Source organism: Acinetobacter sp. Z1 (genome assembly GCF_024296945.1).
Taxonomy (GTDB): domain Bacteria; phylum Pseudomonadota; class Gammaproteobacteria; order Pseudomonadales; family Moraxellaceae; genus Acinetobacter; species Acinetobacter beijerinckii.
The window spans coordinates 1,245,020-1,261,958 of sequence record NZ_CP101115.1 but is presented as its reverse complement, the minus strand read 5'-3'; the positions used below and the strand labels follow the sequence as shown (position 1 = coordinate 1,261,958).

The window sequence follows — 16,939 nt, the reverse complement described above, 5'->3', positions numbered from 1 at the left end:
TTTAAAACCGCCATAAAGACGGTATAAGTTGAATGTGCTAAAAATTATCCTTAAAGTCCTTAACCTCTTTGGCCACATCTAATATCGTTGCTCCCTCACGCGCATTCACATAGTTAAATGTCCAACGAATAATTGCCCAAAATGGCAAACCAGTTGCAAAGAAAATACCCCCAATTGCACACATACCTGCCCATGTTGTTGCGTAATCATGCATTGAAAAATATTGAATAATAAAGCCGCCTGCTCCAATACTGCCTATCACTGTTGTAACGAGGCTTACTACCCATTCATTACGAGAGCGCGGCATACGCGTCATTACAACAACTAAATACCCTAATGCTATAACTACAGCGATAATCGCTGCTAATCCATACATTTTGATCGCTACTGCCCCTGCACTACTACTCATTGGCTCTGCCATTTTTACTTTCTCCAGATAATAAAAAAACCGCCTAAAACGGCGGCTTCTTTTGTTGTCCAATCCATCATTGGACTAATAGTTAAACTTCGATTTGATATACAACGCCCTCAGGCGCACTTCTCTTTATTTCATTGCCACTTATGTAGACTTTTGCTCCCACGTTAAAAACTGTGGCACTGGTACAAAGCACAAGCCCTGTACCATCAGCCACCAATACCTTGTAATTCGGATGATCTGCACTTTGAATGGTTCCGATAAACTCGGGTGTTCTGGGCAACATATCAAAGAACCTGTTAAAGATATTACTCACGATTCACCCTCTCTATTGTTGCTGTTTGATTCACTAGCTTATGAGTGAATGAACCACTGACACCATCAACAATGCCCCACCAATCACCGTTAAAAGCAATCAATTCACCAGGTAAACATTGCCCTATTTCTTGAGTAATCGGCATCAATAAACTGTGATTTTCAACAAGTCCTGCTTTGGCTAAAACTTCACGACCTTTACTGTGCATCACCGTAGTTGATGTAAGCAAAGGGCTATTGATTGACTCTTGAAGCACATCACCCGCAGCGCCAATTCTTTTAACTTGACCAGTGTCACCAGTACGATCGTTCGTAAGAAATACACCGTTATAATCAGGATAAGGCTCGTAATTGGTGGATTGATCAGTAACGATGCTTTCAGGGATAACTCGATCATATTCATCAACTGCAATTGAATCCCACCAAGTCTTTTTATAGCGCGGCTTGATCGTCAAAGTATTGCTATTCGGCTCACTGTAAATAAAGCCACCTGCAGCCTCTACAATGAGCTTAATCGCTCCAATTGGCGTTAAATTGGAATAGCTCAAGCTTTCAGATGGCAATATCCAACCCAATGCATCGATCAGATCCCAATTCAAAACAATATCGCTATTCACTCGATCAAGTTCCGCTTGGACCAGTTGAACAGAAGATCGTTCATTTTCTTGAGTGAATGACCGAGTCGGTGAATATGGAGCATCTAATAATGCAGTCTGACTACGACCTGAAAGCTTGTAAATATCTTTACCAAATTGTCTTGAACGCGAAATGTTCTCTAACAACATACGGTGTTCATTACCATTGATCATGATTTTCAAGATTACTGGTTGTCCATCAATCGGCTCAGTTTTTGATTTTTCATAGAATGGAATGGTTAAGTTATAGGACCAGCTCCAACTACTGCGGTCTGTGCTGTAATCGCCACTATATATTTGGATCTCTTGTCCATTGTCCAATCGAATTACTTTGACTTCATTCACGATATACCACCAATCGACAGGCGCTAGATTTGGCAAACACTCATCAGCACCAAAATTTAAAATGACGTTGTGCGAATCAATGTCATGACATAAACAAATAAAATTAAGATCAGGTGAACCAACATATTCAGGCTTTGGCTGCGGATCGATCGGATCTACTTTAGATTTGCGATAATAGAGCGCCCTAGCTACATCCCAAGGGATTGAATCGGTAGTAACCAGCTCCAAGCCTTTGTCATGCAAAAAAGTAAATCGCTTTTCAAAAACTTCCGCCACTTCATGACTAAACGTAATTTTCTTACGCTTTCTAATCATTTCATCCCAATTAGCCTGGCGGTTGATCAGTAGCTTTTCAGTTTCTTCAAATACCAATGCTCTTGAAATGAATCGTTTGTCATTCTCTTGCCATACCAGCTTGGAAGTGCTGACCAGTCCTGTGGTTTCTTCAAATACAATTCTAACCATGCGCTGCAAGAAAGTAGACTTATCAAAGCCTGCTGTTACAGCATTTGAGATCGTTAAACCACGCTCAAAAATAAAGGCGCTGTTATGCGCCTTCATGATTGCTTTACCAAATCTGAATTTATTTTCAAGTAATGCGGGTAGTGTTTGCTGGTGCTCAAAAACACTTAAATAATTCAAACCGCGAATATAGTTAATGTCGAAACGCGAGGTAATGAAAGCATTGAATCTGGTCTCAATCACAGCCTCAACACTACATGATTGATTCACAACAACTGCGTGAATCTCAGCATTAAAGCCATTATTAACAACGGTATTTACTTGAGCAGAATATCCTTGAATGACATCAATATCAGCATCAAATGCCGTTTGAATGACTTCATCAACTGAATTGTATGTGTATTGAGTCGCTTGGATTTCAGCGATAAAAAATGTGGCAACAACAGCACTTACAGCTGCATTGATTTGCTCATCAGCTCCAAAGTTTAAATTCAGATTATGTGAATCAACTGATCCAATCTCATCTTTAAAATTTAAGTTGACGTTATGTGCATCTGGTGGAATGTAATTTGACACATGCACACCTCAATTTAGGTTGTTGGTTTCAGTACAAAAGAATTGATCATTAGAGTGCTGCCGATTACTAGATTTGGGTTTGCTAGAGCAATCTCAGTACCCACGGCGAAATCTGCTACAGCATCGCCATTACCATTATAGATCCGCGCCCAGACAGCCGTGCCTGCTTTAATTACTAGTGCAGCATCTGTTTGATTCAGTTCTATGCCATTAGTATTAAGCTGTTTAAAACATGGCTTTGGAAAGGTCAGCGTTACAAGTTTCGCACTAGAATTTGCAGCAACATTTACACTCGCAGGCTTTGTATCGTCATAAAAAATAAAGGTAGCATTATCGCTACCCATATCTAAGAAACTAGCCAGTGCTTGAAGTTGCGCCAAGCCAGCTGCTAAAGAAGGAATCACACTCATTTAGGCACTACTCCATCTTGAATTACCGCGTTGTATTGCTTGTTATTATCAAAAGCAATAATGAAACAGCTTAATGAATTATTTAGACCAAAAATTATGTAGTCTCCATTCTCATTAGGCTTTCTAATAGCAATAGTCTGCAAATTTGCATTGTTGTATAAAACTACCGTTGCATTTCTATAATTCACCCCTAGTTTTTTTGTTGTACCTTTAATAGATGCAACAGTATTTTTATCGCCAAATCCAACATTTTGCATCAATGTACTTGATGGCATTGCTTTTCGTGAACAGGGTTTCATTCAAGCTCTCCTAAATAAAAATACATCCCACCCACACCTGGTTGCACCCATATACTATCCCAGACATACATATTGTTTTCATAGAGCAATGGTGTTGTTTGTTGATTTGACGGTCTAATGTTTCCAGCATAGAAAATATGCTTGAGCGTCCCTCTCAAGTGTTTAGAGTTATCTACAAATGGGATTTGTAATGCCCCGATATTACTTGCACTGTAAATATTAGAATATCCAGTTGTTAAATCCGGCAAAATTGGCGTTGTCACATCATGATTTACAATTTTATTTGCAATTGAGTATTTAGGCACAAAAAAACCTGACTTATTTGATGATGTGTCAAATACAAATGGAGTACCTCCAGTGTAACCACTAAATCCATTTGTACTGCCCGCATTATCTAATCGCAATGTGCTAATTAAAAACCAATTTTCACTAACACTAGGGTCTACGGTGCTATCAAATAAACCACACCCATAAACGACTTTATTTTGCTGATCGCTTGTTGACATACTCATTGTGATATAAAAGGCTTCATCATCACCAGTTAGAGTAAATCTTCGATTTCCACTTGGCGGGGCGTTGAATTCAAAAGGTCCAGCTAAATAAGCTTGCTGTGTAGCCCAGTACCATTTAGACCAGCCTCTAACGCAATTAGTACCTGTACCTGTGATTTTCCAATTTCTTCTAAAATCAGCAGTATTAAGCGGCAATTGTAATTTTCCTGTATCTTCATAATCGTCAATATGTGCCATATTTTCGACCAGACCAACCATTGCTGATTTTGCGTATGCTGAGTTATAACTATTCACACCATCTGAAATGGTTTCATCCACACGAATAAATGGATGTTCAGCTCGTGGATTTTTAGCACGATAAACGCGCTTAACATCATTCGCATCTCGGAAGATAATTTCATAGCCCAGCGCTGCCAACTTCGCTGATCCATTTGCGGTAATTGACTGACCTGACAATTCGGCTTTAAGTATGATTTGTGTAGATGTTGGCAACCCCTTAATCCGATATTTGCCATTGATGTTAGATGGCGAGAAACCTGTCAATTCAACAATCTGGAATAACACAGCGTTATGCGCTGCAAAAAAAGTCAGATTAATATCACCATTGGCATCAATGCTGGCCGCCATAACACTGGTAAATGGCAAACCGTTTACTAAGCATGTATCCAACATACGAATCAAATCACCCCAGTTATTACCAAGATTAATGCCATTTAGATGGCTAAAAAACTGCACTTTTAAATCTGTCGACATGATTGTTTACTCAATAAAAAAGGCTGCAATTGCAGCCCTATAGGGTGAAAAAATGGTTTAGATATCTCGATCAATATCGCCACGGAACATGATCTGAAAATTATCGCTAAGCACGGTTGGTTCCGACTGCTTTACTGTTCTGATACACCAGATCGGCTGCATCGCGGCGATAGTATTGAAGCGCAGTACATTGCCATTTGCCCACCCAGTTCCCCAACCTTCCTTCTTAATCACAAAATAAGGCTCATTGGTAATCGGGTTTATAGGGGCGCAATCCACTGTTGTTGTTCCGGTGCCAATCTGGCCGGATACTTCGCCAATAATTCTAAAAGTAGAAATATCAGTAAAGACAATTGCCCAACGTTCCTGAATCGAACCCTTATTAGTAACTACAAATGGATAAAGCACATCATTGTAATTAGCCGAAATTGGCTGGCCTACTGGTTCGTCTGCCCAAGCACTATTCCATGAACCTTGAACAAACTTGTTTGTGTATCGACTAAACATATCCCCAACAACCACAACAGATCCAACAATTGAGTCGTCTTTGCTGTAATTGTGCGTCACTGGTTTGGTGAAAGTCACCTGACCACTGATCTGTACATCATTGATCAAACCAATGTCTTGATAGCGATAAGCAGCAAAGATTGGTGCAACCAAAGTATTCAGCGCAAACTCACCACTTAAAGTCACTTTGCCAAAGTCATAGTCAACAACGTACATGTCATAAGGGACTTTAACGCCATTACTATCCTCAAGCTCACACCATGAGATACGTTGATCATTAAGATTATAAGTTTGCCCTGCAACGTGGCTTGGCAACTGCTGTTTCTTGGATGAGGCAATCACACCAATATCACCGACGCGGAAGATCGGCACACGGCCATCAGGAGGTAGACGTGTCGCTGACAACCCTAAGATATCTGAATCTAGTGGAATATAAGTATAGGCCACGGCGTTATAGCGTACGCTCGTTGCATCAATCCAGTACGGCACATTGATATAGGTTTTACCGGCTTCTTGAAACTCAAGCTCTGGCAAGTACCATTCTTCAGCCTCAATGGTCGGGCGGTTTGCCTCTGTGATTTCAGTTTTGGTGTAAAAGTAGATATCAACAAAACCCGTCTCATAATTAATAAAACCATGAGCCTGTGTTGTTTCAATCAATCCTGCTTCATTGCCAGTTAAAGTCAGCTGACCTCCTGCCATAGCTGCTACAACCACTGTTAAGGATCCTGGTCGAATTGGGATAGTCGGTATGCGAAAACTTACATGATGAATCGGTAACATATCAGTCGTAGTTGTTAATGACTGCATCGTAATCTGGTTATCGACGTTTGGAGTCCAGCTGCTGAGCTCAACAATACCGGTACCGTATTGAATGGTACCAGACTGAGTGCCGCTACCTGTTGCACTGTCTACATTACGATAGATCAACCCTGATCGATCAATGATGGTGTCAGCTCCAATTTTAAAGCGCACCGCACCTGATAGGATTTGCTCATTATATCCAGCCGTTAAATCAAAACTTAGTTTATCCGCGGTCCACTGCAAAGTTGCATTATCAGTACCAGGATTATCACGGTATTTCACATTGACTGTCGTGGTACCAAAAGCCCTTAGATTCTTACTTTGAGACTCGATTCTTTCAGTCTGTGGTAAATAGAAACCCATAATTATGATGCCCCATAACTTACAGTTGTGTATACACGGTGATAAACGGTTGAAACCAAGCTAGGCGTTACTTCCACTGCACCTGTGGCATAAGTAATCGCGCCTTGGATATTTCCGAAGGAATCAATCAAATTCCCTGTAGTGGAATTAATAGGATTGTCGGTTAAATACAAAACTTGCCCTAAACCTAAAATCTCATCAGTTACAGGGATTTCAAGCTGTACACTATTTGGTTGAATCGCAACACCTGTACCAATTGTGAAAACTAATTTCTGACTGCCATCAGGGGTTAAATTCGATTTGACTTGCTGCTTTGGATCGCCGTGGTCAAAGTTAAAATTAAATACCGTTCCCTTTTGCGGCAACTTGTTCGGAATCAGTTTGCCTTCACCGGTTGCATAGTTGATGGTCCCAATAGCATCACCAACAAACTGGCCTTGCGGGTTACTGGTAGCTGTTTTGTTCACCCCTTCAAGCGTCCATGTCACGGTTACACCTGAATTCACACCAGGTGCAAGATTAAATTCGATTGCAGCAGGTTTAACTGGTAAGTTTGCTCGTGCAAAGGTAGTAATCGGGCTACCCCATTGCAAAAGTATTGGAGTACCAACATCCGGTAGCGCACCAGTGGTGAGTAACCATGTACCCGTGGCATAGTTAATCGATCCACTCCCAACCAATTCACTCCCCCCCACAAGACGCCCTGTGCCATTGTCTTTTAAGGTATAAAACTTGCCTTGAGACATGTACGAGATTGAAAGCGCACCAGGTGCTGGAATTGGGACCAGAACACCAGTCCAGTTGGTACCTTGATTGTTCTGGGTAACTTCAAGTGCATATGACTCAAACGGTTGAACCGGTGCAGACGCTGGCGTAAATGTAATGGAGATATTGGCATTACCTGTACCAATGGCATTGGTCCATACGATGTGGCCAGTCTGGTAATCAATCGTACCAATCTGAGTGCCATTAACCGTTCGTAGCGTGCCGCCATTATCAGTAATCACTTGCCCAAACAAAGTGAATGAAACACTTGCAGGCAGCACACTTGAACCAATATACAAGCTTTGCGCCGTATTCACGTTCGTTGTGTATTGAACGGTGATTGTGCCTGCGTTACCAGCAACCAAAGCTGGATTTTCACTAACGGCATTCAGGTCAAGTAACGGTGTTTCAGTTTGTGAGGATGGAATCAGTTGAGAAAAGATTGAACTCGCCCCAATGGTGAAGCTACCCACACTCACATCTTCACTGAGATTGACACTTGCCGAGTACTTCCCAGAATCAGCAACCACTGTATTTCGGACCGTGGTCGCTGATTTGGTATTGTTGTACCACTGCAGCGCTGAAACACCGATGAAATCGCGGCTCAATGGATCCTGAAAGCTATAAGTCGCAATTTTATATTCAACATCAGCATTGTTAACACGAATGAAAGCTGCACGTGTTGATACTGCAGTCAATCGCACATACTGAGTTACTTCAGTTGGTAACCCTTCATTCACAACTAAAACAATCGTATCACCCACGTTGTTCTCAGACTCATTCTTGCTCATCGCCACCTGCAATGACTTCATGCCTGAATACGCTGTATCAAGCAAAGAACCAACGGCTTGTGCACCTTTGGCCAAATAGCTTTCTACCCGATTAGCGGCGCTTGATCTGACATCGGTATGGCTTTCGGTACTGAACAATAATGCAGACACATTCGGATCATCTGGATTCTTAGAAACAAATACCGTTGAACCCATCAAAGACTCAGTATCACTGTTATTAATTCCTGCGAAGATTTTACGCAGTGATACACGCCCCATGGTGCGGTCTAACTCTGATACATCTGGAAAAAGATTATTACTCTCCCCATCAACAACGACTTGGCCTGAGTACTTACCGCCGCCGTCTGAAGTATCAGTCAAACGCTCAGACTTATATAAAACTAAATTATTGGTTTCAACTGGCATCTGGCACCTCTAAAAATTTAAGGGTAACTTTGTAATAATCTTCATTTGAAACTGTTGGAAATCCTTTAACTGGATCAGCTTCAATTGCGCCTTGTGCATGATTGAAAATCACGTTGAATTGACGTGTGTCATGCGGATATTCGAAAATCAGAGTGAATTGTTCATCCTGCAAAGCAGACCAGTCTTGAATAACGGATAAAACTGATCGTTTTACCCAGCCCTGACTATTCTCTTTAGACAGCAATGTGATTGGTCGCCCCGACTTCTTTTTTCCTTCCTGAATGATCAGGGTGCCATTAACTGCATACTCTTGATTCTGTTCAATTGGTTTCCAAGAAAATTCATCTGAAAATAAAAAACCGTCCTCTAATTGGACGGTTTCACTCGTTGCGTTGCGTTTAAGTCTCATTAGGACCTCTTTTTAGCTTGTTCAAGCTCTCGAAAGAATTTCTCAGTAAAGTCAGCCTCATCTTCATCGGCATAAACATAGGTAGAACTATCACCATTCACAAGCTCAATGCGAACATTCTTAGGATTACCAGCATCAATATTATTAGGCATCTTAATAGGTTCAATTGTTGGTGCTTGAATAGTTGGAACTTGAATAGGCTGATAATTCCCTGTTGAAACAGTGCTTTTACCTTTCTGATTCTCCCAATAATTAAGCGTTTTCTCCATTTCTTGCTTAGTTGTATTGAGGTTTTCAGTGGTACCGCCTTTTAATGACCGCGTTGTTTCTAGGGCCAATGAATAGCGCGCTTTATCCGCTAGATCTTTTGCTCTGCTTTGATCCATACCAGCCGAAACTAATCGCTTAAAATAGTCCTCAGCCATTTGATCAATGCCACCCTGCAATTCAGCTAAGCCTTTACCATTTGCCTGATTTTGTGCATCGCGCTCAGCTTTAACCTTGGCCATTGCATCTTCCCATTCCTGGGCAGTTGTTTTAGCTTCTTCACGGGCAACACGACCAAGTTCACGGAATCCATCAGCAGTCGAGCCTCTAGCAGTTTCTCCGACTTTGTAAAGTGAATCTACAATTTCCTGGGTTGATTGAACTGATGATTTTCCTGTTTCATCAATCTGAGCTTGCAAACCTACAGATGCCCCTTGCGCTTTCGCATTTGCAATAACAGCTTGATTTCCCGATGCTGCAGCAGCTTGCATCACTCGTTCATAAGCTTGTTTTAGACCCTCTGATGTCGCTTGGCCGCTTGCTTTCATTGTATTGAAGTCAGCAATTGCGGAATCAGCAGCAAGCTTTAATTGTTCCTTGGTTTTAACACCAAGGCGTTCAAATGCTTTGCCGACCTCATCGAGATCATCAGGTAATTTGGCAGTAGCTTGCTTAATCGCAAGCATCCCCATTTCAACTTGTTTTGTTGAAAAAACGCCCTGTTCTTGGAATTCTTGCAATTTTGCTTTAGCAATATCTATCTCAGCTTGACTTTTAGCAGTTGCAAGCCACTTAGACCAACCCAAGTAAAGAACTTCAGATGCTTCTTTCCCTGTTACCCCTGTATTTTCGAGCTCAACCGCTAAGTCATTTACTGATCGCTCTGTCTCCTTAAACTTATTAGAAACACGGTTTAATGCTGCATCTAAATCAATTTCTAAAGCTGAAGCAGCCTTCCTCACCTTGGTAGTAGATTGATCTGCAGTAGTCCCTAATTCCTCGGTTTCTTTTACAGCAACCTCCATAGAGGAAACAATTACCTTGCCAGCACTGTCAAATTCTGCCTTTAATCCTTGCGCAGCAAGTTGTGCGTTTAATGCTTTTAAGGCCGCTTGCCCCGCTGCATCGGCCGATTTTATAGTTGCATTAGCCACAGCTTGGGCAGCTAGAATTTTTGCTTCAGTTAATTTTTCACTTTCTGACTGGTATGCCTGTTCCCTTTTCTGAAGTTCATTCAATCCTGACATGGCGGCATCAATGGCAGCTTGATCAGACACTTTTTTGGCATCATTCAATTGTTGATTCAGCCGAATTTTTTCATCACTTAATGCTTTGTAATCAGCATTATGCTTAGCTTCTTGAGCACTTAATTCGGCTAATGTTGTTTCATTATTTGCTAAACTTTCAGCATTTTTCTCTTCTTGCGTTAAACCAATTTGGCGAATTGCTTCAACACCAGAAGATTTAAATGCCATCGCTCCATCAGATGACTTTTTATAGTATTCCTGAGCTTTAGCAGACATCAGCTCAAAGTCTTTTAGAGCTTGTTCTGATGTATCACCGAAAGTGATTTTTGACTTCCAGTAACTAAAAGCGCCTGCAGCATCATATGCAGCACCAATGATTAAATTGATGCCAATATTTATTGCTTTGAATCCATCATTTAAGAAACCCAAAACGACATTTACAGCTTGAAGCGCTTTAGTAAATCCATTGGTTTTGCCAGCTGCAGAGTCAATTCCACTTGAGAAATTAAATATTTGCCCAAGCGCTGTATTTAGCACATCAACAGTAGATTCAAAAACTCTTCCTACAGTTGATCCAAGTGACTTAATTGCATCGTATGCAGATAATAAAGCTGTTTTAAGTGCTTCAATTGTTGCAGGATCAATCTTTTTAAGTTGATCACCAAACCATACAAAACCATCACCAATATCGTTTAATAGCACTTCAACAATATCAAGATTATCTGCTAAAACTGACAACCATTCAGCGACCTGAGCTGATGCGCCGTTTGCCTGATCCATCTCACCGATTACAATTTGCCAAGATGTTGTAATTTTCTGTAATGCGTTGCCAATAGTGTTGGGTAGCTCAGCATAAGATGCTTCAATAGCAGCCTTTTGCCCTTCTAATGCTTTTAAAACACGCTCCGCGCCAAGTTCGCCGTTCTCGGCCATTTTGCGGAGTTCGCCAGTTGTAACACCTAATCCCCTAGCTAAAGCTTCAGCTAATCCGTATCCATTCTCCATCATGGAGTTAAATTCTTCCCCACGAAGAACCCCGCCCTGCATGGCTTGAATAAATTGCTGAACTGCTGCTTCAGAACCCTGTACAGACCCACCACCAAGTTTGATAGCTTGAGTTACCGTTTTGGTTAAATCCAATGCCTGTTGCTGGGTCATACCCATATCTTTTGCAACAGTATTTAATTTTCCAAATAGTTCAGCAGTGGAATCAAGGCTTGAATTTGTATTCAGAGCAATCTGATGAACACCAGCAATTGCTGATTTAAAATCACCTGTGTCTTTAGTAGCTAATTGAATACGAGCAGATAAGTTTGCATAACGGTCAGCAGCTTCCGCAAGCTCTTTAACGCCTAAGCCTACTCCCAATGTTGCCATGGCTCCTACAAGAGCATTCACGGCGAACTTTGCACCATTAATGCCTTGGTCAAAGCCAGTGGTGTTGGCCTTTAAGTTCAATAAGAAATCTAAGCTATTTGTGGCCATATACTTTCCTCAAGGCGAAAAAAAACCTGCTTTCGCAGGTTTCATTTATTAGATTGGTTAAAAGTCTTGAATCGTGGTCAATTTGCCATTCTGAAAATATAAATATTTGCTGCTATTTCCACGGCGATAGACCCATTGCTCACTTACACCAGTTGCACTGGTTGATTTATTTATCTTATCGGGATATCCCCAAGTAGTTTTTTCAGCTTGAGTAGCAGTCATGCCAACTTTTGGCTCACCTTTGGCATTCCATTCTGCTTTTTCTCTTTCCCGCTTTTCTTGAGCATTTTTATAAGCATTTTGCTTTTCTCTTATCTGTTTAGTTTGCTCATTTGACCCCGCACAAGGTTTATCTTGATAGACCAAACTACCGCCAACTTTACATTGATAAACGCCAGCATTTGCAAAAGTAGGTAATGAAAGAAAAACAATAATTAATAATTTTTTCATGTAAAAAATACCCCTAATCAATAGAGGTATTTATAGCATATATTTTTAATTGATCTGAGCATAAAACACCCTAACCCCACCTTTCACCGCTTCATATTTTAAAAGTCTGTATTGTGAGTTTTCAGCAAAGAACTCCCACATATCAATCACAGGGTTTGAATATTCTGGTCGGGTGAAGTCTTTGGTTGTCATTTTGGTTTGTAATCCCAAAGCTCACCATTTTCACCACAATTACGCTCAATAGCATCCATAGTGACATTGGTGTCATATGTTCCTCGACGCCATTCATTTACAGCAACTTGAATATAAGCTTTACAATTGGCGGGCATGCCAGACTCTTTACCATAAACTGGTTTTGAATTTGAATCTTCCCTAGCACAAGCAGCTAAAAGTAGAGCCACAATTAAAATTATATTTTTCATCTATTACCTATAAGACTTATTTCCACCTGATGTATAACAATATCTTCCACCACGAGGCCCATAACAATAATTACCAGATCCACATGAACATCCACCAATTGTGGTATTTTGCTTTCTTGGCGTCACATAAGTATTAGTATTTACAGATTTCTTGACCACTCTTTGGGTATATGTGTTATTCGAAGATTTAAAGCAATTAGCAGTGGTACAAAGTAAACTTGAATCTACCCATTTATGAAATTCACCCTCTTCTGAAATCCGTTCCCATTTACCAGCAACATCGTAGATTAATACACTTTCACCACGTTTCAAATGATCTATAACTTTTCCATTAGGTTTGTCACGGACTTTAAGAGAGTTGCTATTTACATACCTTTTTGCAATAGCATGAAATGAACTACCAAATTTTTCTTCAATTTCACTATCACTTAAATCTATAGTTTTATTTTTTAACTTATCTGAATCTTTTGATAATGGAGGTACATCGATCTCATCAGGATGGGTATATGAATTATGATTTAACGATTCTAATAAGTGTTCTAAACGATCACTATCATTAGCTTGGGTTCCAAATGGCAGTAATAGTGATAACACTAGAAGGAATCTAATCACATCAACACCCAAGATTATTCAAAATCAATTACCAAAAAAAACTAAATAAAAAAATAATAAAACTACCCCAATCAACAAGAGTGAACCAAAACCAATTGATTTTGTCTTATCGACTTTATTTTTATTACCGTTATAACTACTAAATTTAGAATAAGATAATCCTGTACCGTTCAAACCAGCTGTAGTTTTAACCCCTTTTTTGCCAACATTAACTCTTGCGCCGTTCTTACCAATGGATAAACTGCTAACTCCTTTTTTGGTGATATTAACCTTTAACCCTGGCGCAATCTTTAAGCTTTTTCTAAAATTAAATCCCATAATTAGATCCTATCTATTACAGATTTTTTTTGAACCGCTTATAGAACCATCATTGCATACAAATTTCTTTCCTTCACAATGACTAATGCCGCCTTTTTTACCTGAGCACGGCTGTCTGCCTTTGCCTGCTTCAGCAATACTTATTGAACCCACAATTAAAAATAAACTTAAAATAATCTTTCTCATAAAAAATCCCCAATTTTTAAATTGAGGATATTTTGTTTTAATAGGAAAAGCTAGTCATAAATTATTTGAACTTTTAATAAAATGGTCGAATATTTTTTAAAAATACCAAGAATTATCGAATAGCTTTTATTTAACATTCTGATGTGTTCATATCTACCACTACACGATAATTTTCTTTAACAAAATAATAAGTCTGCGTAATACCTATACCCCCATTCTTTTTTATTGCTTTACTGTTACCAAACAAACCTTTGCATTCCTGCTCTATTAGTATTTTTTTTAATAATGGACGATTACTCATGCTTATCGGTCCCTTATATTTTTCCGTATCAATCGAATGCCTTACATAAAAACGATTTCGACTAAAATCTACAGAATCAAAGCTATGCCCAATACTGATATCTTTAGGAAGATCATAATAGAAATTATTAATCTCTCTGGAATATAACGGATCTGTTAAGTAATCTTTCAACTTATAAAAATTGAGATTGCTATCGACAAGTTTGTACTTTATTAAGAATTGATCTAATGTGCCCAAGGTCTCGCTAGAGTCATCACTTTGATTTTTCTGAATCGTTGTACAACCAATTAAACTGACTAATAAGCTCAAAACTAAAACAAATTTCACTGCTGCCCCTTTAGTTCGAAAGATGTTAATTTATAAAATTCTAGTCGCACACAATTTTTAATTTCTGACTGTAATACTCAATCGTTATTTTAAAATCATCAATTAGCTTTTCTTTTGGCTCATCATTTGAAAGCTTTAACAGCGCCGGTAGATACTCTTTCTCATAAACTTTGGGATAGTCAGTGCAGAGGACTTTGCGCTGTAATTCTTTATCAGCGTTTGGATCGTCAAGAATATCTAAGAATCCCTCAATCTTTTTATCAGATTCATCAAACTGCTTCAGAATTGACGAGTTATCAACTTTTTCAGGTTGTTTTTCACAGCCTACAATCAGAGTTGCAAGGCAAACTAATAATATTTTTTTCATGTGTATAGCTTTTTATGTTGTGGAAATAAAATACCCTCGGTTGAGGGTAATTTAGCATAAATATTCAGGTATTAAAAAACCTCCCGAGGGAGGTTTTAAAGCCTATAAGCAGCCATGGCTACGATCAGGTTCAGCTTCTTTCATTTTGGCCACGTGTTGGCGGCAAGCTTGACGATTAGGATGTGTTTGGATTTCTACTGCCCAACCGGCTTTGTGTGACACAGATTTTACAGGTGTTTCACGGCGTTCTGGTTGCTCCTTAACTTTTGAGTTTTCAGATGCGAAAGCTGAAAATGACAATGAAGTTGTTAAAACGAATAATGCGATTTTTTTCATAAAATGTCCTTTTTCCAAATTGGAATTGGAGGATTATTTTGACCGCTTACACATTCACAAACGCATAAGCAATCCACTCTACTTTCTTTGCTTTGCTTTATCTCTGTGGCATTTGAAAATATCGAGATTGGACATAAGATCAAAAAGTACGCATATTTTTTCATTTTAAAACTCCAGAATTTATTTTTATCTACCCCACATGAAAAGAATAGTTACATTTAATGTAGAAATAATGTTGAAATTATTTCTAAAAATAAACTTTTTAAATACAAGTGTAAATTTAACTATCCAATTGTTTTAAATACTTATCCCACCCTTTCTCTTTCTCATTATTCGCTACTCGTGTTGCAATAGCATAGGATTTGATTTGCTGCCGTTCTAAAGCTTGTGCTTCTTTCAAATAGTGAATGAAAGCGCCGTATGTCAAGTTCATGATGTCATCGTGTTTGTGTCCGTTCTTGACCAAGTAAGCGAATGAATGAAACCAACTGACCTCTCTTGTTTCTTTATTTGTCCTATTCTTTCTTTTCTCATTTTTAAAGAATGCTTCATTTACTTCAATAATTTTTAGAACAAGCTCAGCAATCGCCTTGGTTTGCGCATTATTCTCGATAAACGTTTTAGGGCTTAACGTTGTCACTACCGAAACCAAACCCATCATATTAAGCATCTGAGGCTCAATTATTGGTGTGATTGTTTCTATTGAATAACTTTCTAGTTTTTTAATCTCATTAGCAAAACCATTAAGCCGATCTAAGTTTTTCACTTGGATTTGCTTCACTTCAATTTTCTGATCAACAAAAACATGGGTCAATGATTCATTGTTTGCAATAAAAAAGTCATTCATAGAAAAAATCCTGAAAGGTACAGGCACAAAAAAAGACGCTTATGCGCCCCTGTGCCTGTAGTTGTTTGATTTACGGCGATGCAGGAATATTCACAAAGTGACCATACAAGCCAAGTTTTGAATCACTAGCTTTTGAAATATCAGAAAGCGCTTGGCCTTGAATCTGGTATTGCCCAAGCTCTTCATGAATCAATGGGAAAGTGACCTCAGGCGATTTCTTAGTTCGCCATAACTTCATTGCTACTTTATTGCCATTCGCCGTATTCACACCTGCAAAGTAGAGCAAATATTCCTGCTCTAAATCAGATGCAATTGTAGTTTGGGTGACGGCACCAGTTTTGAAGTCCATCGTTAATGGCATTGTTAAACCAGTAACATCTGTGAACTTAATTGTTCCAAAAACTGGATCAAGAACATATTTGCTCAGATCAACAGTCACTGGTGATGCCGTTGAATCTTTAACCACCACATCTGATAAGTTGTATGCATCAAGCAAAATCATTTGATTGGCCACAACAGTACCCAATGATTTACCTGTCACGGTTTCAGATGGGATTTCAAAGTTTTCACCAGAAAGAATATATTTAATATTCTCTGCATTAGCTTCTTCAATGGTTCCTGAGAAAGTCACACCAGTTGTTTGAACCATGGTGAAATCAGTTGTTCGCTGCCCTGAAGTACTTTCTTGATGCTCAAGAACATCGGCTGTGATTTCAACTTCAAATTCAGGCATATTGCCCAGCTCTCGAAGTGCACCAACAACACCATTTACAATTGGGGCTAAATGAAACATACCCTGTAATGAAATATAGTCTTTAGCCATCTACTTTGGCCTCCGTTTTATTAAGTTTTGCTTTAGGTGTTTCGACTGTTTCAGGTATATGTTCTTTAATGTTGCCCTTGCCTAAGTGTTCCAGAATCTCTGAATCACTTAGACCTGCAACAAAATCACCTGGTACGAATCGCCCGATTGGTTTTACTGCTTCATATAGCTTGGACATAAGGACC

At 39.3% G+C, this 16,939-nt stretch carries 22 protein-coding genes; all 22 read right to left on the bottom strand.

Translation table 11 applies throughout. The features are described 5' to 3' along the window. Window positions 1-37 precede the first annotated feature (37 nt). Complete coding sequence (locus NGC85_RS05930) at window positions 38-421, bottom strand: hypothetical protein (protein ID WP_254805192.1); 384 nt, start codon at window positions 419-421, stop codon at window positions 38-40. Window positions 422-500: 79 nt separating this feature from the next. Further along, window positions 501-731 (bottom strand): hypothetical protein, encoded by a 231-nt coding sequence (locus NGC85_RS05925; protein ID WP_254805191.1) that lies wholly within the window; start codon window positions 729-731, stop codon window positions 501-503. Beyond that, window positions 724-2,748: a hypothetical protein gene (locus NGC85_RS05920; RefSeq protein ID WP_254805190.1), complete on the bottom strand. Its 2,025-nt coding sequence runs from the start codon at window positions 2,746-2,748 to the stop codon at window positions 724-726. Before NGC85_RS05920 ends, NGC85_RS05925 begins: the two co-directional genes overlap by 8 nt. Window positions 2,749-2,762: 14 nt before the next feature. Further along, on the bottom strand, window positions 2,763-3,158 hold the full coding sequence (locus NGC85_RS05915) for a hypothetical protein (protein WP_254805189.1): 396 nt from the start codon (window positions 3,156-3,158) through the stop codon (window positions 2,763-2,765). After that, window positions 3,155-3,457, bottom strand: a complete 303-nt coding sequence (locus NGC85_RS05910; protein WP_254805188.1) for a hypothetical protein — start codon at window positions 3,455-3,457, stop codon at window positions 3,155-3,157. Before NGC85_RS05910 ends, NGC85_RS05915 begins: the two co-directional genes overlap by 4 nt. Then, on the bottom strand, window positions 3,454-4,722 hold the full coding sequence (locus NGC85_RS05905; RefSeq protein ID WP_254805187.1) for a hypothetical protein: 1,269 nt from the start codon (window positions 4,720-4,722) through the stop codon (window positions 3,454-3,456). The genes NGC85_RS05910 and NGC85_RS05905 overlap by 4 nt, the downstream gene beginning before the upstream one ends. A 57-nt stretch (window positions 4,723-4,779) precedes the next feature. Beyond that, window positions 4,780-6,396, bottom strand: a complete 1,617-nt coding sequence (locus NGC85_RS05900) for a hypothetical protein (protein ID WP_254805186.1) — start codon at window positions 6,394-6,396, stop codon at window positions 4,780-4,782. Window positions 6,397-6,398: 2 nt separating this feature from the next. Beyond that, window positions 6,399-8,357 (bottom strand): hypothetical protein, encoded by a 1,959-nt coding sequence (locus tag NGC85_RS05895; protein WP_254805185.1) that lies wholly within the window; start codon window positions 8,355-8,357, stop codon window positions 6,399-6,401. Continuing rightward, on the bottom strand, window positions 8,347-8,766 hold the full coding sequence (locus tag NGC85_RS05890; protein WP_254805184.1) for a hypothetical protein: 420 nt from the start codon (window positions 8,764-8,766) through the stop codon (window positions 8,347-8,349). The genes NGC85_RS05895 and NGC85_RS05890 overlap by 11 nt, the downstream gene beginning before the upstream one ends. Continuing rightward, entirely contained in the window at window positions 8,766-11,765 is a 3,000-nt protein-coding gene (locus NGC85_RS05885; RefSeq protein ID WP_254805183.1) for a tape measure protein, read from the bottom strand. Before NGC85_RS05885 ends, NGC85_RS05890 begins: the two co-directional genes overlap by 1 nt. Window positions 11,766-11,822: 57 nt before the next feature. Then, a complete protein-coding gene (locus NGC85_RS05880) occupies window positions 11,823-12,215 on the bottom strand; it encodes a hypothetical protein (RefSeq protein WP_254805182.1) in 393 nt (130 codons plus the stop codon). A 45-nt stretch (window positions 12,216-12,260) separates the two neighbouring features. After that, window positions 12,261-12,407 carry a hypothetical protein gene (locus tag NGC85_RS05875; RefSeq protein ID WP_254805181.1) on the bottom strand — a complete coding sequence of 49 codons (147 nt, stop codon included), beginning with the start codon at window positions 12,405-12,407 and terminating at the stop codon, window positions 12,261-12,263. After that, window positions 12,404-12,637 carry a kynureninase gene (locus tag NGC85_RS05870; RefSeq protein WP_254805180.1) on the bottom strand — a complete coding sequence of 78 codons (234 nt, stop codon included), beginning with the start codon at window positions 12,635-12,637 and terminating at the stop codon, window positions 12,404-12,406. Before NGC85_RS05870 ends, NGC85_RS05875 begins: the two co-directional genes overlap by 4 nt. Before the next feature lie 3 nt (window positions 12,638-12,640). Next, window positions 12,641-13,261: a hypothetical protein gene (locus tag NGC85_RS05865; RefSeq protein WP_254805179.1), complete on the bottom strand. Its 621-nt coding sequence runs from the start codon at window positions 13,259-13,261 to the stop codon at window positions 12,641-12,643. 12 nt (window positions 13,262-13,273) lie between these two features. Further along, the gene (locus NGC85_RS05860) at window positions 13,274-13,567 is read right to left on the bottom strand and encodes a DUF4236 domain-containing protein (protein ID WP_254805178.1); all 294 of its coding nucleotides are present in this window, start codon (window positions 13,565-13,567) and stop codon (window positions 13,274-13,276) included. 9 nt (window positions 13,568-13,576) lie between these two features. Then, window positions 13,577-13,753, bottom strand: coding sequence for a hypothetical protein (locus NGC85_RS05855; protein ID WP_254805177.1), 177 nt, complete (start codon window positions 13,751-13,753; stop codon window positions 13,577-13,579). A 130-nt stretch (window positions 13,754-13,883) separates the two neighbouring features. Continuing rightward, window positions 13,884-14,381: a hypothetical protein gene (locus NGC85_RS05850; RefSeq protein WP_254805176.1), complete on the bottom strand. Its 498-nt coding sequence runs from the start codon at window positions 14,379-14,381 to the stop codon at window positions 13,884-13,886. Between the two features lie 40 nt (window positions 14,382-14,421). Then, window positions 14,422-14,748 carry a hypothetical protein gene (locus tag NGC85_RS05845; RefSeq protein ID WP_254805175.1) on the bottom strand — a complete coding sequence of 109 codons (327 nt, stop codon included), beginning with the start codon at window positions 14,746-14,748 and terminating at the stop codon, window positions 14,422-14,424. A 102-nt stretch (window positions 14,749-14,850) separates the two neighbouring features. After that, the gene (locus tag NGC85_RS05840) at window positions 14,851-15,084 is read right to left on the bottom strand and encodes a hypothetical protein (RefSeq protein ID WP_254805174.1); all 234 of its coding nucleotides are present in this window, start codon (window positions 15,082-15,084) and stop codon (window positions 14,851-14,853) included. 280 nt (window positions 15,085-15,364) lie between these two features. Then, window positions 15,365-15,931, bottom strand: coding sequence for a hypothetical protein (locus NGC85_RS05835; protein ID WP_254805173.1), 567 nt, complete (start codon window positions 15,929-15,931; stop codon window positions 15,365-15,367). Between the two features lie 70 nt (window positions 15,932-16,001). Then, the gene (locus tag NGC85_RS05830; RefSeq protein WP_254805172.1) at window positions 16,002-16,754 is read right to left on the bottom strand and encodes a hypothetical protein; all 753 of its coding nucleotides are present in this window, start codon (window positions 16,752-16,754) and stop codon (window positions 16,002-16,004) included. Next, on the bottom strand, window positions 16,747-16,932 hold the full coding sequence (locus NGC85_RS05825) for a hypothetical protein (RefSeq protein ID WP_254805171.1): 186 nt from the start codon (window positions 16,930-16,932) through the stop codon (window positions 16,747-16,749). The genes NGC85_RS05830 and NGC85_RS05825 overlap by 8 nt, the downstream gene beginning before the upstream one ends. Between the last annotated feature and the right edge of the window lie 7 nt (window positions 16,933-16,939).